We start from the raw sequence: 23006 nt of genomic DNA on the forward strand, positions 1-23006 counted from the left end.
CCCATAGCCAACCTTTAAAAATATCATATTTTCCACATCTTTTGCTTTGCCCATATGAAATTCTCCTAAAGCCATAGCTCGCACGTCATTTATAACATAGGTAGATACACCAAATTTTTCTTCTACAATTGATTTTAAAGGCACATTTCTCCACCCTATATTGGGAGCAAATACAGATATACCTTCTTTCATTTTTACAGGTCCTCTAACTACAATTCCTATCCCCGATACATTCTGTGGAGATTCTTTTATTGCTTTATCAAGAACAGATGTCAACAACTCTAAAACTTCTTCTTGCTTTAAACCTCTAATAGAATTCTTATCTTTCTTTTTTGTTTTAAGTTCTGCATCAAGAGTATATTGATGTAAGTTGTAAGTACTTATATGAATGACAATAATACTCATAAAATCAGGATTTAATTTGATAAGTACAGGAGGTCTTCCACCATTTGATTCGCCAACTTTGTACTCCATTACAATATTTTCAGCAATGAGTTTGTTTACAATGTTAGTCACAGTCGGTGGCGTTAAATTTGTCTCTTTAGCAATATCCGCTCTTGAAATGGGTCCCATTTTTCTTATGATATTTAATATAACTGATTCGTTCATTCCTTTTAACAATTTGTAGCTGACTGGTATTAAGTTTTCCATTTATACCCCTTCCTTTACACTCTCTTAAAGCCATTTGGATGATTTTTGTGCCACATCCAAGCACTTTCAATTATTTCTTCTAAAGATGGATGTTTTGGCACCCAACCTAACTCTTCTATTGCCTTTTTGGAAGATGCCACAAGTACTGCAGGGTCTCCCGGACGGCGCCCAGCAACTTCTGCTGGAATAGGATGCCCTGTCACTTTTCTTGCAACTTCTATCACTTCCTTTACACTAAAACCTTCTCCATTTCCCAGGTTATAAACTGCACTTTCATTGTCTTTTCTCAATTTGTCTAACGCCAGAAGGTGTGCATCAGCTAAGTCCATCACGTGAATATAATCTCTTATACATGTCCCATCTTTAGTAGGATAATCATCACCATAAATCATTATCTTTTCTCTTTTGCCAAGTGCAACCTGAAGTATAATCGGTATAAGGTGCGTCTCAGGCGAATGGTCCTCTCCAATCTCGCCTGTTTCAATAGCCCCTGCAACGTTAAAATATCGCAAAGCGACGTATTTGATTCCATAAGCACTGTCTGCCCATTTTAGCATCTTTTCAACGGCAAGCTTTGTCTCACCATAAGGGCTTGTGGGATTAGTTCTATCTTCCTCTTCTATTGGAATTCTCTCTGGTTCTCCATATGTTGCAGCTGTTGAAGAAAACACGATTTTGTTGACATTGTGTTTCTTCATCGCTTTTAAAAGGCTCAATGTAACGCATACGTTGTTTTCATAATATTTAAATGGCTCCTCTACACTTTCTCCCACAAGTGAAAAAGCTGCAAAATCAATTACCGCTTCAATTTCATTTTCTGTAAATACCTTGTCTAAAAAAACTTCATCCCTTAAATCGCCTATATACAGTTTTCCTCCCAAAACAGATTCCTTATGTCCTGTGACGAGGTTATCTACAACGACAACTTCTTCATTTCTCCTTAAAAGTGCTGCAACTGTGTGGCTTCCAATATAACCTGCACCACCGCATACTAAAACCGCCATATTTTTACCTCCTTCAGTATTTAATTTCTCCTGCTCCTTCACCTATTCCCGTTATATAGACTGTTGGCCTATAGCCTATTTTTTGAGTGTAATTGTGAGTAACCACTTCTATAAATTCCTCTACTGCATCTTCTTTTACAATGCTTACAGTGCAGCCACCAAAGCCTGCTCCAGTCATACGGGAACCTATTACTCCCTTTAATTTTAACGCTTCTTCTACCAAAGTGTCCAGTTCTTTCCCTGTAACTTCGTAATCATCTCTCAAAGAATTGTGAGATTCAATCATTAATTCTCCAAATCGGATTAAGTCTTTATCATTAAGTGCTTTTACTGCATCTAAAACTCTTTTATTTTCAGTTATAACATGTTTTGCCCTTTTTCTAAGCACTTCGTAGGGTATCAAATCTTGGTATTCTTCAAATTGTTCAATTGTAATTTCAGATAGATTTTTTACAGGCAAAGCTTTTTGAAGATATGAAAGGGCTTTTTCACATTCACTTCTTCTTTCATTATATTTCGAATCCAAGAGCCCTCTCCTTTTATTTGTATTTGTTATCAAAATTTTATAACCTTCTAACTTCAAAGGCACGTATGAATACTCTAATGTATCGCTTTTTAATAAAATTGCATGGTCTTTTTTACCCATTCCAACAGCAAATTGGTCCATTATGCCACAATTTACCCCAACAAAAGTATTTTCTGCTTTTTGACACAATTTCACCAATTTTATTCTGTCAATATTTAAATTGAAAACTTCATTAACTGCAACAGCAGTAACCAGCTCTATTGAAGCAGATGAGGAAAGTCCAGCGCCATTTGGAATGTTGCCTTCAAACACAATTTCAAATCCAGAAAAGTCATACCCCTCATCCTGTAACACTTTTAAAACCCCTTTGGGGTAGTTGGCCCAATCATGGCTTTTATCAAAATTGAGTGCATCAAGGTCTACTTCCACCTTTAAATCGAAATTTAAAGAAGCCATGAAGACTTTTTTGTCATTTCTTTTTCTAATCGCAGCATATGTTCCAAAGTCAAGGGCACAAGGAAATACATAGCCTCCATTGTAATCTGTATGCTCTCCTATTAGATTTACTCGTCCCGGAGAATAGAAAAGCCTTATTTCAGCATCATTTTTACCGTAGAATTTTTCAAGTGCTTCAATTACAGCCGTTTTCATTTAAGGTCTCCTTTCATATCTATTTTTTCAAAGCCTACTGTTTTTATAAATTTTTCAAAGGCTTTTTTCCCTTTTTCATCTCTTTTAAACACTCCTGCATCTAAAAGAACCTTCAAAAATTTATTTCCAACCTCCTGTTTTATATAATTTTCGGCTTCTTCCCTAGTGCAGTTAGTTCCATATTTTAAAACCAATTCTTCAATCCATGGAATATGTTTGTATAGAGGACTGCTTTCACCATACAAGTCTGGGCTAAATTTTTCTTCCCCTATTAAAAATTTAATAATTTCCTCCAGCTCAAATTTCAGCCTTCCTGGCAAAACTGCTAATCCCATAACTTCTATAAGTCCAATGTTTTCTTTTTTTATATGGTGAAGTTCCTCATGAGGATGGAAAATTCCATAGGGGTATTCATCTGTTGTCCTGTTATTCCTAAGGACAAGGTCAATTTCAAATTCCCCCTCTTTATTAATCCTCGCAATTGGTGTAATCGTATTGTGAGGGATGAGTTCCCCATTCTTTTTAGTGTATGCCAATATGTCACAGGATTCATCACTATAGTCCTTCCAGGTATTCAATATATGTGAAGAAAGCTCTATTAGTTTATCCCTGTCTTTACTTGAAAGGCGAATGGCAGACATAGGCCATTTGACTATTCCTGCTTTAATGTTAGGATATTGAGGATGTATAAAGTATTCATCTACAGGAGCCTCTTCCATTGGAAAAACGTGCCTTCCCCCTTGAAAATGTTCATGGGATAAAATTGAGCCTCCCACAATTGGCAAATCCGCATTAGAGCCCATAAAATAATGAGGAAATTGCTCAATAAAGTCAAAAAGCCTCACAAAAGTTTTTTCTGATATTTTCATTGGAATATGGGATTCATGAAGTAAAATGCAGTGTTCATTGTAATATACATAAGGTGAATACTGGAAATACCATTGCTCTCCCGCAACTTTTACTGGGATTATTCTTAAGTTTTGCTTTGCTGGATGATTTAAATTTCCCGCAAAACCTACATTTTCAATGCACAAAAGGCACTTTGGATATCCTGACTGAGGAATTTTCTTTGCCGCCTCAATTTCTTTTGGATCTTTTTCTGGCTTAGAAAGATTTATAGTGATTTCTAAAGAACCGTATTCTGTGGGAGTACGCCAATATAAATTTTGCGAAGTTCTATCCATCCTGATGTAATTGGAGACTTGAGATAATTTGTAAAAATACTCTGTGGCTTTTTCAATCCCCTTTTCAGAGGCAATGGTATTAAACTTTTTTACAACTTCTGATTCTCTTGGCATTAAAAGCCCCATAATTCTTGCATCCATTAAATCTCTATAGGTAACAGTATCCTCAATAAGGCCTATCTCCACCGCATAGTCCAATAATTTGTTTAAAATAGGAGAAGGGCTTTCTAATTCCTCCTCAGAAACCTCACCTTCATAAGGTTTTTCTATTTTAAATAAATCCATAAGTGCATTGCGGCTTGGAATCACATCTAATTCCTCTATCAAGCCTTTTTTAAGTGCAAACTTTATAAGCCGCTCGATGTGTAATGCTACCTCTCTGGAATCCATAATATATCCTCCGCTGACTTTGTTATATTTTTTAATTAAGTCTGTAATAAAAAAGAAATCCACAGTATACAATGACTTTGTTAAAACAGCAGATCTATTAAAACATGACATTCACATGCAATGAAAATCATTTAATAGAGTTTGTTTATTATTTTAATTAACCTCTTTTTATTTATATTCGACATATATTTAAAAATTCCTTCTAGTTTATAAAAAGTTTTTTAGATATTTTTATAAAGGTGGTAGATAGCGTATATGATGAACCAATTAATTTTTCAAAAGATGAGGTATTAAAATCAGTGATATTCGATGACTTAAAAATTAATTTGAAAAATATATTTTAAAAGTGCAGAAAACAGCTTCTCTGCACTTTTATTTGAAAATAAAATCCATTTTTAAATATAGATTTTTACTATTTCGATTAACTGCCTATTTTTCAACACTTTCCATACTTAATTTAGACATTATTTTAATTATGCACGTAAACTTCTATCTTTTCTAACTGAAAACCGCATCAGGAAACATATGTAACTCCCATATAGACAATACTTTATACGTTTCTGCCAATCTTTCTTGAACTTCTATATTTTTATCCTTTGCTTCAAAATAGCCTTTTTCTATGCCTTCTTTATACCATTTCTTTGATTGTTCATAAAAAAGTTGATATATTAGAGGCCAGTTATGATTTTCGAATTGACTCTTATGCGCTCTTATAGCCTCTATTTTCCTTTCCCAATAATTTGTAATATCTATATAAGTATTAGGATAAGGGGTAGAATAAAACGCTATCTGTTCAATTGTTACCGATTCTCCTAAATGAGGTAATGACAAATTCCTAGCAGCTAACATCGCTGCCGCTACTGCTTTTCCTGTTTTTTGATGGTCAGGATGAGCTTCGTAGGGTGTCCATGGATCTACAGTTAAAACTAATTCTGGACGTATTGACCTAAAAATTTTCACTAGATTTTCTGTTAGCTCACTTATAGAATAATCTCCTCCGTCTTCAAATAATAAATCGATATATTTCGAAACACCAAGTATGCGTCCAGCTTCTTCTTTTTCTTTATGACGGATTTTTATAATTTCTTCATGAGAAATATCTCTACCAGATAATCCTCTTCTGCCATCAGTAACAGTAGCAAAAACTATCTTTGCCCCTTTATCATTCAAAATCGATAAAAGTCCACCTGCTCCAATTTCATTATCATCCGGATGTGGTTGAACACACAAAATGGATTTTACTTCAAGGATATGTGGCAAATTAAGAAAAGCTCTCATATTCATCTTTTATATCCCTCCTATATGTGGTATACATGAATTTTACAAGCTAAATACTATTTGTTTTTCGTCACCGGAATAAACTTGTACATTTTTATAATAAACACTTGCCTTTCGTTTTTCATATCGAGGTAAATAAAATTTGATAGTTTTATATTTTAAAATATATTTACCTCTTATATCGATTTTAATGACTATTTCTTTTGTAGAAGATATCAGTTCCACATCAACAAATGCATACTCTCCATTTAAATATTCTTCGCTTATTCCATCATCTTCAAAAAAGCTTACAGATGTTATTCCCTCCTCTCTGTGTGGAACTATCCAAAATGCTCTTTCTTCTATGTTCTCTTTTCCAAATTCCAATTTACCATCATTAAATGGAATAACTGAACCACCACGAATAAAAAAGGTAGGAAAAGACAAAGGCGTCTCAACTAACACTACTTGTCCTCCTTCATACATCTTTTGCGTCCTAAATTCCATCCAGCCATCATTGTAGAGTGGTAAATAAACTTCTCTCTCATGTGTATTTTCTTCATATACAGGACAAACCAAAATGTTAGGCCCTAACATCAAGTCATCAATATTTAATAAAAAAGTTTTTTCATCATATTCAAATTCATAAAATACAGGCCTAATTATTGGTTTGTAAAATTCATGTGCTTCATAAAACAATTGATAAAAATAAGGCACCAACTTTTCTCTAAAATTAATAAGTTTTCTAACTTCATCTATAATTTCTGGATACATCCATGGTTCATTGACAGTTCCATCGGTATTCCAAGAATGTATAGTAAATCTAGGTAAAAATATGCCATATTGAATCCATCTCAAAAATAGTTCGGGAGTAGGAGCTGGTCCAAAAAAGCCTCCCACATCATGTCCAAAATTGTATACCCCGGACAAAGTTAACCCTATACCCATATAGTGATTGTACTTAAGTGTCTTCCATTCAGTATAGTTATCACCACTCCATGTTTGGCAGTAGCGCTGCATTCCAGGACACCCTGAACGCGAAACCAAAAAACACCTTTTTGAAGCGTCATATTCTTTTTGGGCCTCAAAAGATGCTTTTATCATTAAAAGTGGCATCAAAGCTCTTATCTTTCCAAATTCAACCTGCTCTCCAAATCCATTTACTATAGCTTTAGAATCCCACACTTCAAATTCATTATTATCATTCCAAGTTCCATCAATTCCATAATCTAACAATGTATTTTTTATTTTTTCTTTCCACCACTTATAAGTATTAATATTTGTAAAATCTAAATAAGAACCAATATCATCCCATAACTGCGTTAATTCAGGCTTTTCTCCTTCTCTATGTATTACAAACATACTTTTATCTTTTAGTTCTTTATAGCTGGGATGTCCTAACAGTAAAAATGGTTTAATATTAGCCACTATTCGCACACCTTTTTTATGATAATACTCTATTAATTTTTGAGGAGAAGGAATTTTACTTTTATCCCAGTTAAAAACATATCTTTTGCCATTTTTAGTAGTATAACCTGATGAAAGATGAAAAGAATTACAAATAATATCATTTTTTTTGCATTTATCTATGAATTCTAATAATTTACTTTCAGCATCTTGTGATTCTGTGTAGGACATAGAAGAACCTGAATATCCTATACTCCATTTGGGAGGAAATAATGGTTTACCTGTTAACCAAGTAACTGAAGTAACTACTTCTTGTATAGAAGGTCCCGCAATAAAATAATAATCTAAATCTCCTGATTCTGCTGCAAAATAGCGATATTGACAGCCATGATAACCGTCTCGTTCTAGCCCAAAGTCAAACACAGATGCTGACATAACGTCATAAAATATGCCAAAACTAATACCATAATCATGATTTCGAGTGATATAAAATGGTATATGTTTATATAAAGGGTCTGTTTTTTCTGCATCATATCCTAAAGCATCTATATTTAACATTCTAAAGCGTTTTCCCTTTCTATCAATTTCTCCGCTTTTCTCTCCTAACCCATAATAAGATTCATTTCCTATTATCTCTAAATAATGATAGAGACCTTCCCCTAATGATTCTAAAAAATTATAATTTTGTGTTTTTCTATCAGATGCTACCAAGCACCATTTGTTATCTTTTTTGATAAACCATTTGCAATAAAAACCATTGAGGTTTACTTTAAGCATTAAGCGAGAAGTATAAACCAAAAATTCTTCTTCTTCTATTTCCCAATTATATTTAGGTAAAGAAAAAGGTGATAAATCAAATTTATTTCTTCCTGACAATGGTATATCATTCATTCCAGGAGCAATCCACCAAGTGTTCTTTATATTTAGTTCTTTTTCTTGAATCAATATTCGCATTATATTTTCTTCTAATACAAAAACATAAATATATACTTCCTCATCAACAAGTTTAAAGAAAAAAGTACTATTTTCTTCTTTAACTAAATTAAATCTGTTGTTTAATATAATCACAATAAAACCTCCTTAAAATCATTGCTACATTCTTTTCCATTACAATAAATTTTTATAGCATTATTTTCTACAATTATATCCATTATTTTACCTCTATACTGTATTCCCCTAAATTCACAATCACCCCAAGGCGGTACTTTCAGCTTAATCTTCTTTGTTAAGGAGGGGCTCATCCCCAATCCTCCTTGTAAAATAGCAGCAGCAGAAGTAGAACTCCAACCTTGCAAATTAGAACCTTTGGGAAATACAGGACTATAATATTCAACCGGAGTCAGCCAATCCTGCTCAAGAGAATACTTAAACCATTTTAAGAGTGGATATTCCCAATTACCCTTACCCAATTTTAACTTACCCCAAGCATATATTCCATCCCAATAAGGCCAATCACTGCCGTTATGATATCGAAACGGATCTATACTTTTTTCTACTAGGTCTACAATATTAGTATATAAAGGATAACAAACCATAATACCCCAATCACCAAAAGGTTGCTCCTTATTGTTTTTAGTTTCTAATAATTGTTCACTCTTAGATATTATTTGATATTGGTATTCCTCAGATAATAAATCAAAAATAACTGCTAGATTCCATTCTATAGAAAAATTTTTTTCGCTCATTTCTTGATTTTTGTAATTAATAAATCCATACTTTTCAATAACGCCAATTAACCTTTCTTTTAACAACTCCGCTTTGTTATACCATACCATTGCTTTATCGTTCTGACCTATATATTCAAGAATTTCTGCGTAATTCATAACCGCTTTAATATACAAAAGTAAATCATAAGCGACAAATTCCCTTCTATAAATATTATCAACCCAGTCATTTCTATTATAAGTTTTCAAATCCAAAGTCTCTAAATCTATATCATAATTACTTATAATTCGTTCGATTAAAGCTATAATTGGCTCATTTTTTACTTTCCTATATAGAAAATCATTATCATTTGTCCACGCTAAATAATCATATATCATCATGACAAAATATAAAGGAGAATCTGCATGATTTTCCCAGAATGCAGTTCCATCCAAAAGTATGACTGCACTTGGTGCTTTCCCTAAATTATCAATCCCATAAGCCAAAGACAATATTTCTTCTTTTACCAATTTAGGTTTATAAGGTAGAATAGATTGAATTGTCCAATATCCATCCCTATAATAAGTTCGTGGAGGATTTTGATAATTAACTCCAGCAATAAACCCCCTTATAATATTTTTTGATTCTTTATAAGTCGATAAAGAAGTATTTATGCAAGAAGTATATAAACTATTCAAATAATCATTCTCACTTTTAAAACGAGACACTAACCAATTAACGTATTCTTCGGTTTCTTGCAAAGCTTTTTCCCAATTTTTCAATTTTAAGCACCATTCATCTTTTTTTAATTTTTCCCCAAAATCTATTACAAAAGGAATAGAAACATTACTTTGTTTTTCAATCTCCAATTGATATACTAACCCAAATTTTATATCCTCTCTTCGAACATTTCGTGGAAGGTAAGAACTCCCTAACATCAAGTTAAAACCATTAGCATACTCAATAGTAAATAACTCATCTTCTTGCTTCATTGTTATAGGTAATTTGTTTTTCCCTGCGAAATTGATATTTTTTAGTAAAATCTTTATCTTATTAAAAAATTTCTTATCTTGTAAAAAAGAAAATTTATAAAATGATACTAAATCTATTTCTGCACCAAAATGGAGATTAAAAATAGCAGGAATCTTACCTTTATTTTTTATATGGTATATTATATAGATTTCATTATCAATTCCACAAAATTCTTTAACAGTAACTTCTATATCTTTATATATTTCATAAATAATTTCTTGATAATTGCCGACAGATAGTACATTTTTTTTATGGGTAATAGGTAATCTTTCTCCATCAATCGCCCAACCATTATACCAACTATTAGGTACAAAAATATCCCATAACCCTACTATACTATAATAATTGATATTTCCATTTCCATTAAATTGCGCAGTAATTTTTCTGTTCGAAATATCGTAATTTACCGGCTCAAACCATAATTTTTCGCTTATAATTTTCCCTTCTTTACATGTATTCATAAGTTAAATCACCTTCTAAATCTATTCTTTTAATCCACTGGTCACAATACCTTTTACTAATTGTTTCTGGAAAATTAAAAATACTATAAGAACTGGTATCATAGAAATTACTGACATAGCAATTAAACTCGGCCAATCAACGTTAAATTCTCCTATAAAATTGGAAATTGCAAGTTGAATCGTGTATTTTTGCGGATCACTAATCACTATTAATGGCCACAAAAAATCATTCCATCTCCACATGAAAGAGAAAATAGCCAATACCGATATTACTGGTTTTGCTATTGGAACTATTATATTCCAAAACAATCTCCATTCAGAAGCCCCATCAATTCTAGCTGCTTCTAATAATTCATCTGGAACTCCTAATAAATATTGTCTAATTAAAAATACACCCGTTGGAGTAGCTGCAGGTGGAATTATAATTCCCCACAGACTATTATATAATCCCAAAGTTCTTATTACTATAAAAATTGGTATCATAATTATCTCCAAAGGTATCATTAATGTAGATAAAAATCCTATCAAAATTAGATTACTTCCATAAAATTTATACTTTGCTAAAGCATAGCCTGCCATTGTATTAATTATTAATGTAATAATTGTAGATAAAATTGTTACAACCGTAGTGTTATAAAAATAAACGCCGAAATTTCCTTTTTTAAAAGCTGTTTCAAAATTAACAAACGTTATTTCCTTTGGAAATAATGATGGTGGCCATTTATATAAATCTGTAGGAGTTTTTAAAGATGACAATACTATCCATAAAACGGGAATTAGAAATAACCCACTTATTATTATCAAAAGTAAGTATACTAATAATTTTTTTAAATTTTTTCTGTATTTCATGATATTTCTCCTCCTCGAGCGGCTTTAAACTGCAACCACGTTAATATTGCTATAACAAAGAACAATATTATAGACATTGCACTAGCATATCCCATCTTCGTCTTTGTAAAAGCAAACTCATATATATGTTGTACAACATAAGTCGTATCTCTACCCGGCCCACCACCTGTTAAAGCTAAAATCAAAGGAAAAGCTTTAAAAGCATCTATTAAAGATAATATAATTATTAATAAACTTGTAGGTTTTAATAAAGGTAGTGTAATTTTAAAAAATCTTTGCACACTCGATGCCCCATCTATCTCAGCTGCTTCATAATAAGTAGCAGGTATACTTTCTAAAGCTGCAATAAAAATAACCATATAAAACCCTATTCTAGACCATAAGCTCGCAATTACTACCGTCATGTTAGCATTGAAACCATTCGATAGCCAAGGAATTGGTTTATATCCCATTAATTCGATTAGATAATTTAATACTCCAAAACTATCGCCAAATATCCATTTCCAAATAAGACCAACTACAATAAAAGACACCATTGTAGGCCAGTAAATTATAGCCCTAAATATTCCTCTAAAAGCAATTTTTTGTGTTAACAATAATGCTGTTCCTAGAGCACCAATGTATATTAACGGAACAACAACTATGGCATATATTGTGGTTCTTAGAAATGATTGCCAAAAAAGATGGTCATGCAAAATATTTATATAGTTCTTTAAACCTATAAAATCCATTTTTGATAATCCGTCAAAATTCGTAAAAGAATAAATCACTCCATATAATGCAGGAATTATTACAAAAATGCCAAAAATAAGCAAATTAGGAGTAAGAAATAAATATGGAATTATTTTTCTTTCTATTTTATATAATCTATAACTTTTTCCCATAATCAGCACCTCTTGTTTTGATATATATTTTAGTGAAAATAAGCGGGCAATGAAAATTGAATTATTCCCACTACCCGCTTATTTTGTTGTATTACTTATTTTGCTGTGCTTCTTTTATTGCTTCTCTCGCTAGCTCCGCCACATGATCTAACGCTTCTTTAGCAGTTTTCTTGCCTTGGAGTACTTCTACTACAGCTGCTTTTAAATCACTTGTAAATTTAGGAATGATATCCTGCCTTGACCAATCATAAGATGCTGCTGGTGGTGAAACAGCTAATTCATTACTAAAAACTTTAAACATTTCGGTACCAAAATCATATGTTACATCTGGATTCTTTCTTGGACTCAGGAACAATGATTCTCTAACATATTTATCATCTATCTCTTTAGAAGCGAGATATTTTATAAACTCACCTGCTTCTTTTTCAACTCCAGAATTTTTAAAGGCCATAACGAATTTTGCGCCTAAAACTGAAGAACGAATTTTTGCCTTGGGTAAATATGTGACTCCCCATTCAAAATTTTTGATTGTATCTCTGTAATTAGCTATCATCCAACTACCAGACAAGTGAGCTGCTGCAGTGCCTGACCTGAATAGATTATTAGGATTTTCACCACCTAACCAAACTGCTTTTGCAACTACATCTTCATCTACTAATTTCTTAAAGTAATTAAGTGCTTCTATGGCTTCAGGTTTATTAATATTTGTATCTGTAGCATCTTGATTGAAAATACTTCCGCCAAATTCGTACAACAACGTTGTCCATCTATGTGGTGTAAAATCCCATACTACACCATATTTTGCTCCACCATCTTTCATAACTTTTTTAATAGCAGCTGCAAATTCATCCCATGTCCAAACTTCATCAGGAGATTGAGGTACTTTTACTCCTGCTTTATCAAATAACGTTTTGTTATATATCAATCCATTAGCAGTGACTTCCATTGGAGCTGCTATAAGTCTATTATCGACTATGCAGTAATATTTTAATCCATCCAAAAATTGACTCATAAATGTATCTTTATCACCCAGATAAGGTGTCAATTCTAAAGCAGCTGAGGCAAATGCTCCCGGATTCGTTACACGTGCTAATGCTGGTGGTTTCCCCCCAGTAATCATTGTTTTTAGCTTTGCTTCTAAATCATCATATGGCACTTCAATTAAGTTAATTTCGACATTGGGATGTTCTTTCTGGTAATCAGCTATAATTTCTTTCATTACTTTCCCTTCTACACCGTCAGTAAACCATACAAAATCTAACTTGACTTTCTTTGCAGTTTCTGATGGAGCATTGGAAGAAGAACTATTTGAACCAGATTTTGTCGAAGAACATCCTCCCATAATTAATGTAAAAATTAGTAAAACTGATAAAATAATATACAACACTTTTCTGGATTTTAGCATTTCCTTATTTTCCTCCTTTTTACTTTTTATAGAATTTGAATATCATAGAATAACATTTTATCCTTTGCTCTTATTTTTCTTTTTTCACCTCCCTCATAATCATTAATTCATCATTTTTCAAATTATATAATTTAAATGACATAATTTTTACTATCGTTTACATCTATTCTGGAGTAAATATCCCTACCCCTATTAAATCCCTATATACTCTTTCGCGTTATTAAACGAAATATCTTGAACTATTTTTCCTAATAGCTCTATATCATTTGGTACCTCTCCATTTTCTACCCATTCACCAAGCAAATTGCAAAGAATTCGTCTGAAATATTCGTGCCTTGCGTAGGATAAAAAGCTTCTTGAGTCTGTCACCATTCCCACAAACCGGCTTAATAAACCTGTGTTTGCAAGTGCTTTCATCTGCTCTATCATGCCATCCTTGTTGTCATTAAACCACCATGCAGTGCCAAATTGCATTTTTCCTATTATTCCTCCACTTTGGAAATTGCCAATCATTGTAGCTATTACATGATTAGCTGCTGGATTTAAGGTGTATAAAATAGTTTTAGGCAAAGCATCTTCTACATCAAGTGAATCTAATAGTCTTGCTAAAGGATATGCAATTGTAAAATCGCTTATTGAGTCATACCCTGTGTCTGGTCCAAGTACTTTAAACATTTTTGTATTGTTGTTTCTCATTGCTCCAATGTGCAACTGCATCACCCATTTTAATTCAGCATATTTTTTGCCTAAAAATATTAAGGTGTAGGTCTTGAAACTATCTATTTCTTCTTTCGTTAAATGTTGTCTCATTAATGCTTTTTTGAATATTTTCTCTACTTTTTGTTTTGATACTTTTTGATAAAATACGTAATCTAAAGCATGGTCTGAGATTCTGCATCCTACTGTGTGGAAAAATTCTATCCTCTTTTCAAGTGCTTGTAAAAAGTCCTCGTAATTATTTATTTCTTTTCCCGTGACTTCTTCTAATTTTTTTAGCCATGGAATAAAATCTTCTTTTTCAATTCCTAAGCTTTTGTCTGGACGAAATGCAGGTAAAACTTTTACAGCAAATTCATTTTGTTCTTTTAGCTTAATATGGTATTCTAATGAGTCTGTCGGGTCATCTGTTGTTATTACGACTTTAACATTTGACTTTTTTATTATGTTCCTTACGCTAAAGTCATCATGATTTATAACTTCATTCGCTCTTTCCCAAATAGATTTTGCTGTTTTTTCATTTAAAAGGTCATATATTCCAAAATATCTTTGTAATTCTAGATGAGTCCAATGGTAAACTGGATTCCCTATTGCCATGGGAATAGTTTTGGCATATGCCATAAATTTATCGTAATCATCAGCATTTCCTGTAATATATTTTTCATCTATTCCATTAGCTCTCATAAGTCTCCATTTGTAGTGGTCACCATATAACCATATTTCAGTGATGTTTTTAAATCTTTTATTTTCGTATATTTCTTTTGGACTTAAATGACAATGGAAATCGTAAATTGGCATATCTTTTGCGTATTGATGATACAATTTCACTGCTGTTTCATTTGTGAGTAAAAAGTTTTCATCCATAAAGTTTTTCATAATCACTCATTCCTCACATTCAAGATACTTTTGTAATGCATTCTTTACTGCTCCAGGACCAGTAATTAATTCTTTAAAGTAATTTTCTATTTTCCCTCCTAGCCCCACTTCATAAAGATTTACTCCAAAAATGTTTTCATTCGAAAGAATAGGTTTTAAATTGTCTTGGATAGAATCTACATCTCCTAACTTTATATTTGAAACATGTGATTTTAAATCTTCAAACAATGGATCCGGACTTAATGTCATTGGTTTGCCTTCATCATCCAGCCCCATCAAGTATCTTAGCCATCCTGCTATGACAAGTGGAATGTATTTTAAATCTGTCACATTTAAGTCATCTCTTTGTTTGTAAGACTTTATCGTCTCTCCAAATCTTATTGCCATTTTTTGTGATGTATCTGTTGCAATCCTTTGTGGAGTATCTGGCATATATGGATTAGGAAATCTTACTTCAATTACTTCTCTTAAGAATTCTTTTGGATCTAACACGCCAGGATGAACTACAACTGGAAGTCCTTCATCGTATCCTATTTTTTCAACTAGTTTTTTCAAACAGGGATCTTTCATTTCATCAGCTATTGTGTTATAATTTAACAAACAACCAAAAATCGCTAATGTAGTATGCAGTGGATTTAAACAAGTTGTTACTTTCATTCTTTCTACTTTTTCTACTGTTTCTTTATCTGTAAAAATCACTCCTGCTTCTTCTAATGGAGGCCTACCGTTAGGGAATTTGTCTTCTATTACTAAGTAGTGTATTTTTTCTGCATTGACAAAAGGTGCAATTATAGTATTTTTGCTTGTCTTGATTATATCCATTCTCTCTAAGCCGAGGTCTTCTAATTTTTTCTTCACCTCTTCAGAGGGCCTCGGCACTATTTTATCTATCATACTCAATGGAAAGGATACTTTCGTAGAATCAGTTAGATAATCCAAAAATCCTGTTTCAACAAAACCTTTTCTTTGCCATTCTTCTGCTATGGTTTTTATTGAATTGAAAAGTCTCTCTCCATTTCCAGAGAAATTATCTAAACTCAAAAGCGCAATGGGATGTTGACCGTTTAAATACCTTTCATAAACCAGTGAAGTGATTTTTGAAATAATGTTTTTGGGTCTCTCTGGTCCATTTTCTATGTCTTCCTTTACCTCTTTAATATATTCCCCTGAAAAATCTTTTAAATTATAGGCCTTTTCAGTTATTGTGAAACTTGCTATTTGTAAATACGGATTAGAGAATACGTCCTTTAATCTTTCCCAATCACTGTGAGATAGATCGGCTATTATTTTGTCACTTATACTACCTATAACTTCTATCTCAAGAGTGCCATCTAAATTCATAACTACTAACATACTTAGATTGTCATATGGAACATATATTTTTTCAATTATTTCGTAATCATATGATTCTACAGCAATTATTCCAGTTTTTGATAATCCTTTGTCTAAAAGATTTTGCTGAAGGAGTGAAATGAAGCCTCTAAAAATGTTCCCTGCTCCAAAATGTAACCATATAGGATTTTCTTTAGTCTTCTCTGCTACTTTTTCTACATCATAGTTTGGAAGTTTTATACCTGCTTGACGCCATTTATCAATGTCTCTTATACTCTCCCTAGTTAAAAGCATATCCTTTCTTCCTTTCTGTGAATTGTCTTGTAACATCACAACAATTTATTCACATATTTTGTGGATTATCTTGTGTTTATTATATATATTCTACACGAATCCAAAAAATCCTTCTTGATTTTTAAATTTTTTTATTGAATTTTTATTGAAAGAAAATGGGAGAACAGAAAACTCCCATTAATTCAACATTTAATCGATTGGCTCCCACTCTGTATGGAAAATTCCTTCTTTATCTATTCTTCTATAGGTGTGGGCTCCAAAGAAATCTCTTTGCGCCTGTATCAGGTTTGCAGGTAGGTTACCTTCAACCATGCTTAAGAAATAGTCAAGTGAAGAATTAAGTACTAGAGTTGGGATGTAAAATTCTTTTGCTAAGTTAGTCACATATCTTATTGAATCCAACTTATCCATGAGGAATGAAATGGCTTTATCGCTATCCAACAAGTTCACATTCTCTTTGTTTTCATTTAATATTTCTCTCAAAAAGTCTAAAATCTTTGCCCTTATAATACAGCCGCCCTTCCATATGCGCAATACTTCTGAAAGGTCAATATTGTACTCAAAAGCTTTTGACGCTTCAGATATAAGCCACAATCCCTGCGAAAAGGAAGTAAATACGCTAAACAAAAGGGCATTTTCTAAGTCTTTTATCACTTTTTCTTTATCCAATTTTACATCAGGATATGTTTTTTTAACTTTCCCTGAAAGTTTTACTCTATCTTCTTTAAAGAATGACAAACTCCTTGCCTCTACTGCAAGGTTTAGTGATGGAGTTGGTATTCCTAAATCCAAAGAAGTTTGAGAAGTCCATTTGCCTGTACCTTTTTGCTCTGCTTCGTCTAATATGAGGTCAACGAGGTATTTTCCTGTTTCTTTGTCTTTGTACTTCATTATTTTATAAGAAATCTCCATTAAGAAGGAGTTTAACTCCCCATTATTCCATTTTTCAAATATCTCTCCTATCTCTTCGGGAGAAAGTTTTAAAACCTTTCTAAGTACATCATAAACCTCAGCTATTGCCTGCATTATGGCATATTCTATTCCATTGTGGACCATTTTAACAAAATGTCCTGCTGAATCATTCCCTACATATGTACAGCAAGGACCAGACTCTGTTTGAGCAGCGATTTTTAAAAGCACATCTTTAACCATCTCATAAGCTTCATACGTTCCTCCTGGCATTAATGAAGGACCGTGCAATGCTCCTGCCTCTCCTCCTGATACTCCCATTCCCAAATAGAGTATGCCTTTTTCTTCTAGTTCTTTAATTCTCCTTGAAGTATCTTTAAAATAAGAATTTCCTCCATCAATGATTAGGTCTCCCTTGTCAAGATAAGGCAAAAGCTCCTCTATTACATCATCTACGGGTTTTCCTGCTTTAACCATGAGAACAATTTTTCTAGGCCTCTTTAAAGACTCTACAAAAGATTTGATGTCATAATAAGGCTTAATTTGTTCATCTTTTACTTTGTTTTGCATGAATTCTTGTGTTTTTTCAGATGTTCTATTAAATACAGATACGCTATAGCCCTTTCTAGCAATGTTTAAAGCCAAATTTTGTCCCATTACTGCTAAGCCGATTAAACCTATTTCATTCATTTACTTTACCTCCTGTTTTTATAATTTGCTGTGAAGTTCAAAAAGTTCTTTGAGATTTTTAGTTAAAACTCTAAAAAATTGAAATTTCTTTTCGTAATACTCTATTTTTTCTTTGGAAGGCACATAAGTATTTTCTATTTTTACCATTTCTCTTGTGGCCTCAATCAAAGTTTTGTACCTTCCCATTGCATAATAGCCTAAAAGTGCAGAGCCTACAAGAGCAGGTTCTTCTACATTAGACACCTTAATTGGCAACCCTAAAGTAGAAGCAAAAATCTCCATCCATAGGGGCGATTTTGTACCTCCTCCTCCCGCTCTAATTTCTTTTATTTTTATATTATTATCCTTTAAAGCCTCATAAAGCATCCTTAGGGAAAATGCAACTCCTTCCATACCGGCTCTTATCATGTGTCCTTTATTGTGGGTGTTTTTCAATCCAAAAAACACTCCAGAAGCAATGTTTCCTATTTCTTTGTCTCTTTCTCCGGTTAAATAGGGAATGAAAAAGAGATTTGATGAGTCTCCTTTTGAAGCTTCCGCTGTCAATTCATCATAAGACATATTAAATACATTATCTCTCAACCATTTTAAAACAATTCCTGCATTGTTTATAGCAGCACCAATAAACCATTTCCCTGAAGAAAGGTAATAAGTTTGAAGCCTCATAGACTCTTCTTTATCAAATATAGCTTCAGGATAAGCTACTCTAAACATTCCAGTAGTCCCTATGTTTATTGCGCCAACTTCTTCTTCAAAAGTTCCAATTCCTATGCCCACAGCTCCTCCATCGTAAACCCCTGTAAGCACTTTTACATCTCCAGAAAGCCCCAAAAGCCTTTTTGTCTCAAGAGGCAAATCAGCTAAAATTTTGTCAGAAGACACTATTGTGGGAAGTCTGTTTTTATCTATCCCTAATATACTAAGGGCATAATCATCCCAATCTAATGTATTTACATTCATATAACCAGTTGCAGAAGATATGCTGGGCTCTGTAAAAGGTTCCCCTAAAAGTTTTAAGAGAATAAAGTCTTTGGAGCTTAAGAAAAACCTAGTTTTGTTAAATATCTCATTTCTCTTTTTCTTAAGCCAGTATATTTTAAATAAAGGAGCATGAAAAGTAGGAGTATAGCCAGTTCTTTTGTATACTTCTTTTACATCCATTGTCTTTAAAAATTCTTCATAAGTTTCTTTCGCCCTTAAGTCCAAAAGAGTCATCATACCCATCAGGGGATTTAAATTTTCGTCCACAGGTATTAGCCCAAACATGTAGGAAGAAGGCACAATTAAAGAAATTTTATCTTCAAATCCTTTTGCCACCTCTTTAACTGCTTCTACAAAAGCACCAAAAAGGACTTCTGGATTATGCTCCGCCTTTCCTTCATTGTCTCTTTCTATAGGCGTTTCTTTTCTATATAAACTTAAAATATTTCCTTTTTCGTCCACTACACCTGCTTTTAAATTTGTAGTACCTATGTCAACAGAAAGAATTAAATTTTCCATGACTCCCCCTCCAAAACTTCTTTATTTATAACGCCATCAGGAATTTCTCCTCTTAAGACCTTTTCTACATCTGAAACAACCTTGTCCCCCATACCTCTTAAGCATTCGTAAGTGTAAGCAGATGTGTGGGGTGTGATTATAACATTGTCAAAGGCTAAAAGGGGATGATTCTCATCAATGGGTTCACCTTCTACTACGTCCAATCCTGCTCCTGCAACTTTTCCCTCTTTGAGTGCTTTTATCAAAGCTTCTGTATCTATAAGTTCTCCTCTTGCAGTGTTAACAATAAAAACATTTTTCTTCATCATAGAAAACTCTTTATGAGACAGCATGTGATAATTTTTTTCATTGAGTGAAGCATTTAATGAAATAATGTCAGAAGTTTGTAAAAGTTCTTCTAAAAAAACAGGCTGTGCTCCTCTTTTTTGTATCTCCTCTTCTGAAAGATTAGGGTCATAGGCTATTACTTGTGCACCAAATCCATATTTTAATATTTCTGCAACTCTACTCCCAATATTCCCAATACCGATTATTCCTGCAACTTTATCTTTTATCTCATACCCCATAAAACTCGCTCTTTCCTGCCATTTGCCATCTTTTACCCTTAAAGATGCTTCTCTTACTCTCCTCATTACATCTAAAAGAAGGGCAATTGCATTTTCTGCCACTGCTTCTCTCTCTACAATTCCAGCAACTTTTGTGACAAGAGTACCTTTTTCTGTAGCGCTTTTTATGTCTATAGCATCATATCCTATGCCATGGCGAGTTATTAAAAGAGTCTTGTCTTTGTATTCAAAAAATTCTCTGTCGTAATAAGGTTTTACACTAGCAATAATCACAGAATAGCTCATTAATTTTTCTGCTAAAGCCTTTCCCCTCATGTCATGAGGAAGTTCAAATCTTTCCACTTCCCCCAATGCTTTTAACCTCTCAATATGGTCAGGAAAATGTTTGCCAAAACTGCTGGAGTTGACAATCGCAATTTTTACACTCATTTTTATCTTCCTTTCTTTATATGTTAAATATTTCTTTCAAGTGATTTTCAATGTTTTTTGCAACCAAATCATAGTGCTCGTGTTCGTATTTATTTAAAATTCAGTTTACTACTCTCTTTTCTATTTTCACACGACTTCAATCTTTACATAATCTTTCAATTCCTCTATTATCTCCTTGTTTTGATCTCCCGAGGTTATTATCTTCTCAACATTTTCAAAAGTGCAAAAGGACACCATTGCAACTTTCCCAAATTTGCTGCTGTCAGCTACAACAATTACTCTGCTGGCGGACTTTATCATGGCTTTTTTCGCTTCCGCTTCAAAAATATCAGAGGTGGTAAGCCCTTTTTCTAATGAAATTCCACCTGTCCCTAAAAATAATATATCGATGTTGTACTTACCTATACAATTTAAGGTTTCAAACCCTACCATTGAATGATTATCATGCTTTAATTTGCCGCCAGTAATAAAAAGATTGATGTCAGGATTGTTGGCTAATTCTGTAGCAATGTTTAAGGCATTTGTTACTACCGTTATGCCTTTGAAATTTCTGATGGCACGGGCTATGTGATATGTGGTAGAACCGGCATCTAAAAATATGACATGGCCTTCTTGTATTTCTGACACAGCCCTTGCTGCTATTTTTTGTTTTTCTTCTATATGCTCTTTAAATCTTTTAACAAGGGGAGGTATAATGATATTTTCTTTCAATACTGCTCCTCCATAGTTTCTTTCTACTAGCCCCTGTCTTTCCAACTCTTCCAAGTCTCTTCTTATTGTCTCATCAGAAACATTAAACATCTCACAGAGTTCGGATACTTTAACAGCTTTTTTCTTTAAAATGATTTCTTTAATTTTATCTCTTCTAGTTGAAACAAGCATTTACATCCTCTCCTACACTTATTAGTCATTCTTATTTTTACCATAAAATAAATAAGTCAACAACTTTACTGGATATAATTTAAAATACACATTTTATTTGTGGATTCTATTGCTTTTATTATATTAATTCTACATAAATCCAAAAAATCCTTCTTGGTTTTAAAAATTTTTTCTTGGTTTTTATGGAATTTATGGAATTGGAAAAAAGGAATCCATAAAAGGATTCCTTTAAATTATTATTTATTCAATATATCTTTATTTACTAAAGTGCGAGGCACTCTTCCTTCTATTACATCAATTATGTTTTGAGCCACAAGTATTGACATGTCTCTTCGCGCTTCTTCTGTTGCACTTCCTATATGAGGAAGCATTACGACATTGTCAAGCTGTGCGAGTTCTTCTTCAAACATGGGCTCTCTTTCGTATACATCTAAGCCTGCTGCATATATGTCCTTGTTTTTTAACGCTTTTACAAGGGCTTTTTCGTCTACAACAGGACCTCTCCCTGTATTTATCAATATAGCAGACTTTTTCATCAATTTTAATTCTTTTTCTCCAATCAAATGTCTTGTTTCAGGAGTTAATGGCACATGTATGGAAACAAAATCAGATTCTTTTAGCAAAGTATCCAAGTCTACATATTGAGCTCCTGTCTCTTCTTCAAACTCTTTTTTAGGACTTCGTGCAGTGTACAAAATCTTCATGTCGAAGCCTTTTGCCATTTTAGCAAAAGCTTGTCCTATGCGACCTGCACCTATTATTCCTAATGTCTTGCCTGTTACGCCTTTTCCTAAGAAAAGCATTGGCGCCCAACCTTGGAATTTTCCTGATCTCATAAATTTATCAGATTCTACCACTCTTCTTGCAGTTGCAAAAAGAAGAGCCCAAGCCAGTTCCGCAGTTGCATTTGTCAAAACATCAGGAGTATTTGTTATGTAAACTCCTCTTATTGTAGCTTCTTCTAAATCTATATTGTCAAATCCTACAGCATAATTTGCAACAATTTTCACATCTTTTGCAGCTTCAAAAAACTCTTTGTCTACTTTGTCTGTAAGCTGTGTGATTACAGCATTTTTGCCCTGTACTTTTTCAAGTAACTCTTCTTTTGTAAGCATTCTGTCGTAAGGGCTTACTTCTACCTCGCAATACTCTCTCAAAAGATTAACTCCTTCTTCAGGAATAGCTCTTGTCACAAAGACTTTAAACATTTGTATCACTCCTCCAATTAAAATATGTTAATCAATACCAAAAATATTGGTATTGTCAAAAACGAAACCAAGTTTGTAACAAACACCAAATCACTACAAGTATTTCAACCACTTTTGATATGACCATTTTATTCCACCTCAATTGCCCTTACTTTTGATTATACCATAAATTTTAACTTTATATAAATAAAAGCAAGAGCTCAACTGCTGTGGCTGAGCTCAGTTTGTTGACAAAGTTAAAAAATATTCAAAGGAGAT

At 33.0% G+C, this 23006-nt stretch carries 17 protein-coding genes; all 17 read right to left on the reverse strand.

Features of this window, described 5'->3' with window-relative positions:
* On the reverse strand, positions 1-651 hold a 651-nt coding region (locus tag M663_RS0113955), incomplete at its 3' end, for an ROK family protein (RefSeq protein ID WP_029689374.1).
* Between the two features lie 14 nt (positions 652-665).
* Positions 666-1655 carry a UDP-glucose 4-epimerase GalE gene (gene galE / locus M663_RS0113960; protein WP_029689375.1) on the reverse strand — a complete coding sequence of 330 codons (990 nt, stop codon included), beginning with the start codon at positions 1653-1655 and terminating at the stop codon, positions 666-668.
* A gap of 13 nt (positions 1656-1668) precedes the next feature.
* Positions 1669-2832 carry a galactokinase gene (locus M663_RS0113965; protein WP_029689376.1) on the reverse strand — a complete coding sequence of 388 codons (1164 nt, stop codon included), beginning with the start codon at positions 2830-2832 and terminating at the stop codon, positions 1669-1671.
* Positions 2829-4406, reverse strand: coding sequence for a UDP-glucose--hexose-1-phosphate uridylyltransferase (galT, locus tag M663_RS0113970; protein ID WP_029689377.1), 1578 nt, complete (start codon positions 4404-4406; stop codon positions 2829-2831). The genes M663_RS0113965 and galT overlap by 4 nt, the downstream gene beginning before the upstream one ends.
* 498 nt (positions 4407-4904) lie before the next feature.
* The gene (locus M663_RS0113975) at positions 4905-5690 is read right to left on the reverse strand and encodes a PIG-L deacetylase family protein (protein WP_029689378.1); all 786 of its coding nucleotides are present in this window, start codon (positions 5688-5690) and stop codon (positions 4905-4907) included.
* Positions 5691-5726: 36 nt separating this feature from the next.
* A complete protein-coding gene (locus M663_RS0113980; protein WP_273702760.1) occupies positions 5727-8138 on the reverse strand; it encodes a glycoside hydrolase family 31 protein in 2412 nt (803 codons plus the stop codon).
* Positions 8135-10207, reverse strand: a complete 2073-nt coding sequence (locus M663_RS0113985) for an aminotransferase (RefSeq protein WP_029689380.1) — start codon at positions 10205-10207, stop codon at positions 8135-8137. Before M663_RS0113985 ends, M663_RS0113980 begins: the two co-directional genes overlap by 4 nt.
* A 21-nt stretch (positions 10208-10228) precedes the next feature.
* Entirely contained in the window at positions 10229-11056 is an 828-nt protein-coding gene (locus tag M663_RS0113990; RefSeq protein WP_029689381.1) for a carbohydrate ABC transporter permease, read from the reverse strand.
* Complete coding sequence (locus M663_RS0113995) at positions 11053-11940, reverse strand: sugar ABC transporter permease (protein WP_029689382.1); 888 nt, start codon at positions 11938-11940, stop codon at positions 11053-11055. The genes M663_RS0113990 and M663_RS0113995 overlap by 4 nt, the downstream gene beginning before the upstream one ends.
* Before the next feature lie 91 nt (positions 11941-12031).
* Positions 12032-13345, reverse strand: a complete 1314-nt coding sequence (locus M663_RS0114000; RefSeq protein ID WP_029689383.1) for a sugar ABC transporter substrate-binding protein — start codon at positions 13343-13345, stop codon at positions 12032-12034.
* 192 nt (positions 13346-13537) lie between these two features.
* Positions 13538-14938, reverse strand: a complete 1401-nt coding sequence (gene uxaC / locus M663_RS0114005; RefSeq protein ID WP_029689384.1) for a glucuronate isomerase — start codon at positions 14936-14938, stop codon at positions 13538-13540.
* A 6-nt stretch (positions 14939-14944) separates the two neighbouring features.
* Positions 14945-16564: a mannitol dehydrogenase family protein gene (locus tag M663_RS0114010; RefSeq protein ID WP_029689385.1), complete on the reverse strand. Its 1620-nt coding sequence runs from the start codon at positions 16562-16564 to the stop codon at positions 14945-14947.
* 189 nt (positions 16565-16753) lie between these two features.
* Positions 16754-18163 (reverse strand): NADP-dependent phosphogluconate dehydrogenase, encoded by a 1410-nt coding sequence (gndA, locus tag M663_RS0114015; RefSeq protein WP_029689386.1) that lies wholly within the window; start codon positions 18161-18163, stop codon positions 16754-16756.
* 18 nt (positions 18164-18181) lie between these two features.
* Positions 18182-19663, reverse strand: a complete 1482-nt coding sequence (locus M663_RS0114020) for a gluconokinase (RefSeq protein ID WP_029689387.1) — start codon at positions 19661-19663, stop codon at positions 18182-18184.
* Positions 19651-20658: a D-isomer specific 2-hydroxyacid dehydrogenase family protein gene (locus M663_RS0114025; RefSeq protein ID WP_029689388.1), complete on the reverse strand. Its 1008-nt coding sequence runs from the start codon at positions 20656-20658 to the stop codon at positions 19651-19653. Before M663_RS0114025 ends, M663_RS0114020 begins: the two co-directional genes overlap by 13 nt.
* A gap of 126 nt (positions 20659-20784) precedes the next feature.
* A complete protein-coding gene (locus tag M663_RS0114030) occupies positions 20785-21540 on the reverse strand; it encodes a DeoR/GlpR family DNA-binding transcription regulator (protein WP_029689389.1) in 756 nt (251 codons plus the stop codon).
* 236 nt (positions 21541-21776) lie between these two features.
* Positions 21777-22748 (reverse strand): glyoxylate reductase, encoded by a 972-nt coding sequence (gene gyaR, locus M663_RS0114035; protein WP_029689390.1) that lies wholly within the window; start codon positions 22746-22748, stop codon positions 21777-21779.
* Between the last annotated feature and the right edge of the window lie 258 nt (positions 22749-23006).

Origin of the sequence: Thermoanaerobacter sp. A7A (assembly GCF_000445185.1) — a bacterium.
Lineage (GTDB): Bacteria > Bacillota > Thermoanaerobacteria > Thermoanaerobacterales > Thermoanaerobacteraceae > Thermoanaerobacter.

Bases quoted from the DNA above. Each gene is read 5' to 3' on its own strand.
- galE (WP_029689375.1), bottom strand. From the start codon at position 1,655: ATGGCGGTTTTAGTATGCGGTGGTGCAGGTTATATTGGAAGCCACACA.
- M663_RS0113965 (WP_029689376.1), bottom strand. From the start codon at position 2,832: ATGAAAACGGCTGTAATTGAAGCACTTGAAAAATTCTACGGTAAAAAT.
- galT (WP_029689377.1), bottom strand. From the start codon at position 4,406: ATGGATTCCAGAGAGGTAGCATTACACATCGAGCGGCTTATAAAGTTT.
- M663_RS0113975 (WP_029689378.1), bottom strand. From the start codon at position 5,690: ATGAATATGAGAGCTTTTCTTAATTTGCCACATATCCTTGAAGTAAAA.
- M663_RS0113985 (WP_029689380.1), bottom strand. From the start codon at position 10,207: ATGAATACATGTAAAGAAGGGAAAATTATAAGCGAAAAATTATGGTTT.
- M663_RS0113990 (WP_029689381.1), bottom strand. From the start codon at position 11,056: ATGAAATACAGAAAAAATTTAAAAAAATTATTAGTATACTTACTTTTG.
- M663_RS0113995 (WP_029689382.1), bottom strand. From the start codon at position 11,940: ATGGGAAAAAGTTATAGATTATATAAAATAGAAAGAAAAATAATTCCA.
- M663_RS0114000 (WP_029689383.1), bottom strand. From the start codon at position 13,345: ATGCTAAAATCCAGAAAAGTGTTGTATATTATTTTATCAGTTTTACTA.
- uxaC (WP_029689384.1), bottom strand. From the start codon at position 14,938: ATGAAAAACTTTATGGATGAAAACTTTTTACTCACAAATGAAACAGCA.
- M663_RS0114010 (WP_029689385.1), bottom strand. From the start codon at position 16,564: ATGCTTTTAACTAGGGAGAGTATAAGAGACATTGATAAATGGCGTCAA.
- gndA (WP_029689386.1), bottom strand. From the start codon at position 18,163: ATGAATGAAATAGGTTTAATCGGCTTAGCAGTAATGGGACAAAATTTG.
- M663_RS0114020 (WP_029689387.1), bottom strand. From the start codon at position 19,663: ATGGAAAATTTAATTCTTTCTGTTGACATAGGTACTACAAATTTAAAA.
- M663_RS0114025 (WP_029689388.1), bottom strand. From the start codon at position 20,658: ATGAGTGTAAAAATTGCGATTGTCAACTCCAGCAGTTTTGGCAAACAT.
- M663_RS0114030 (WP_029689389.1), bottom strand. From the start codon at position 21,540: ATGCTTGTTTCAACTAGAAGAGATAAAATTAAAGAAATCATTTTAAAG.
- gyaR (WP_029689390.1), bottom strand. From the start codon at position 22,748: ATGTTTAAAGTCTTTGTGACAAGAGCTATTCCTGAAGAAGGAGTTAAT.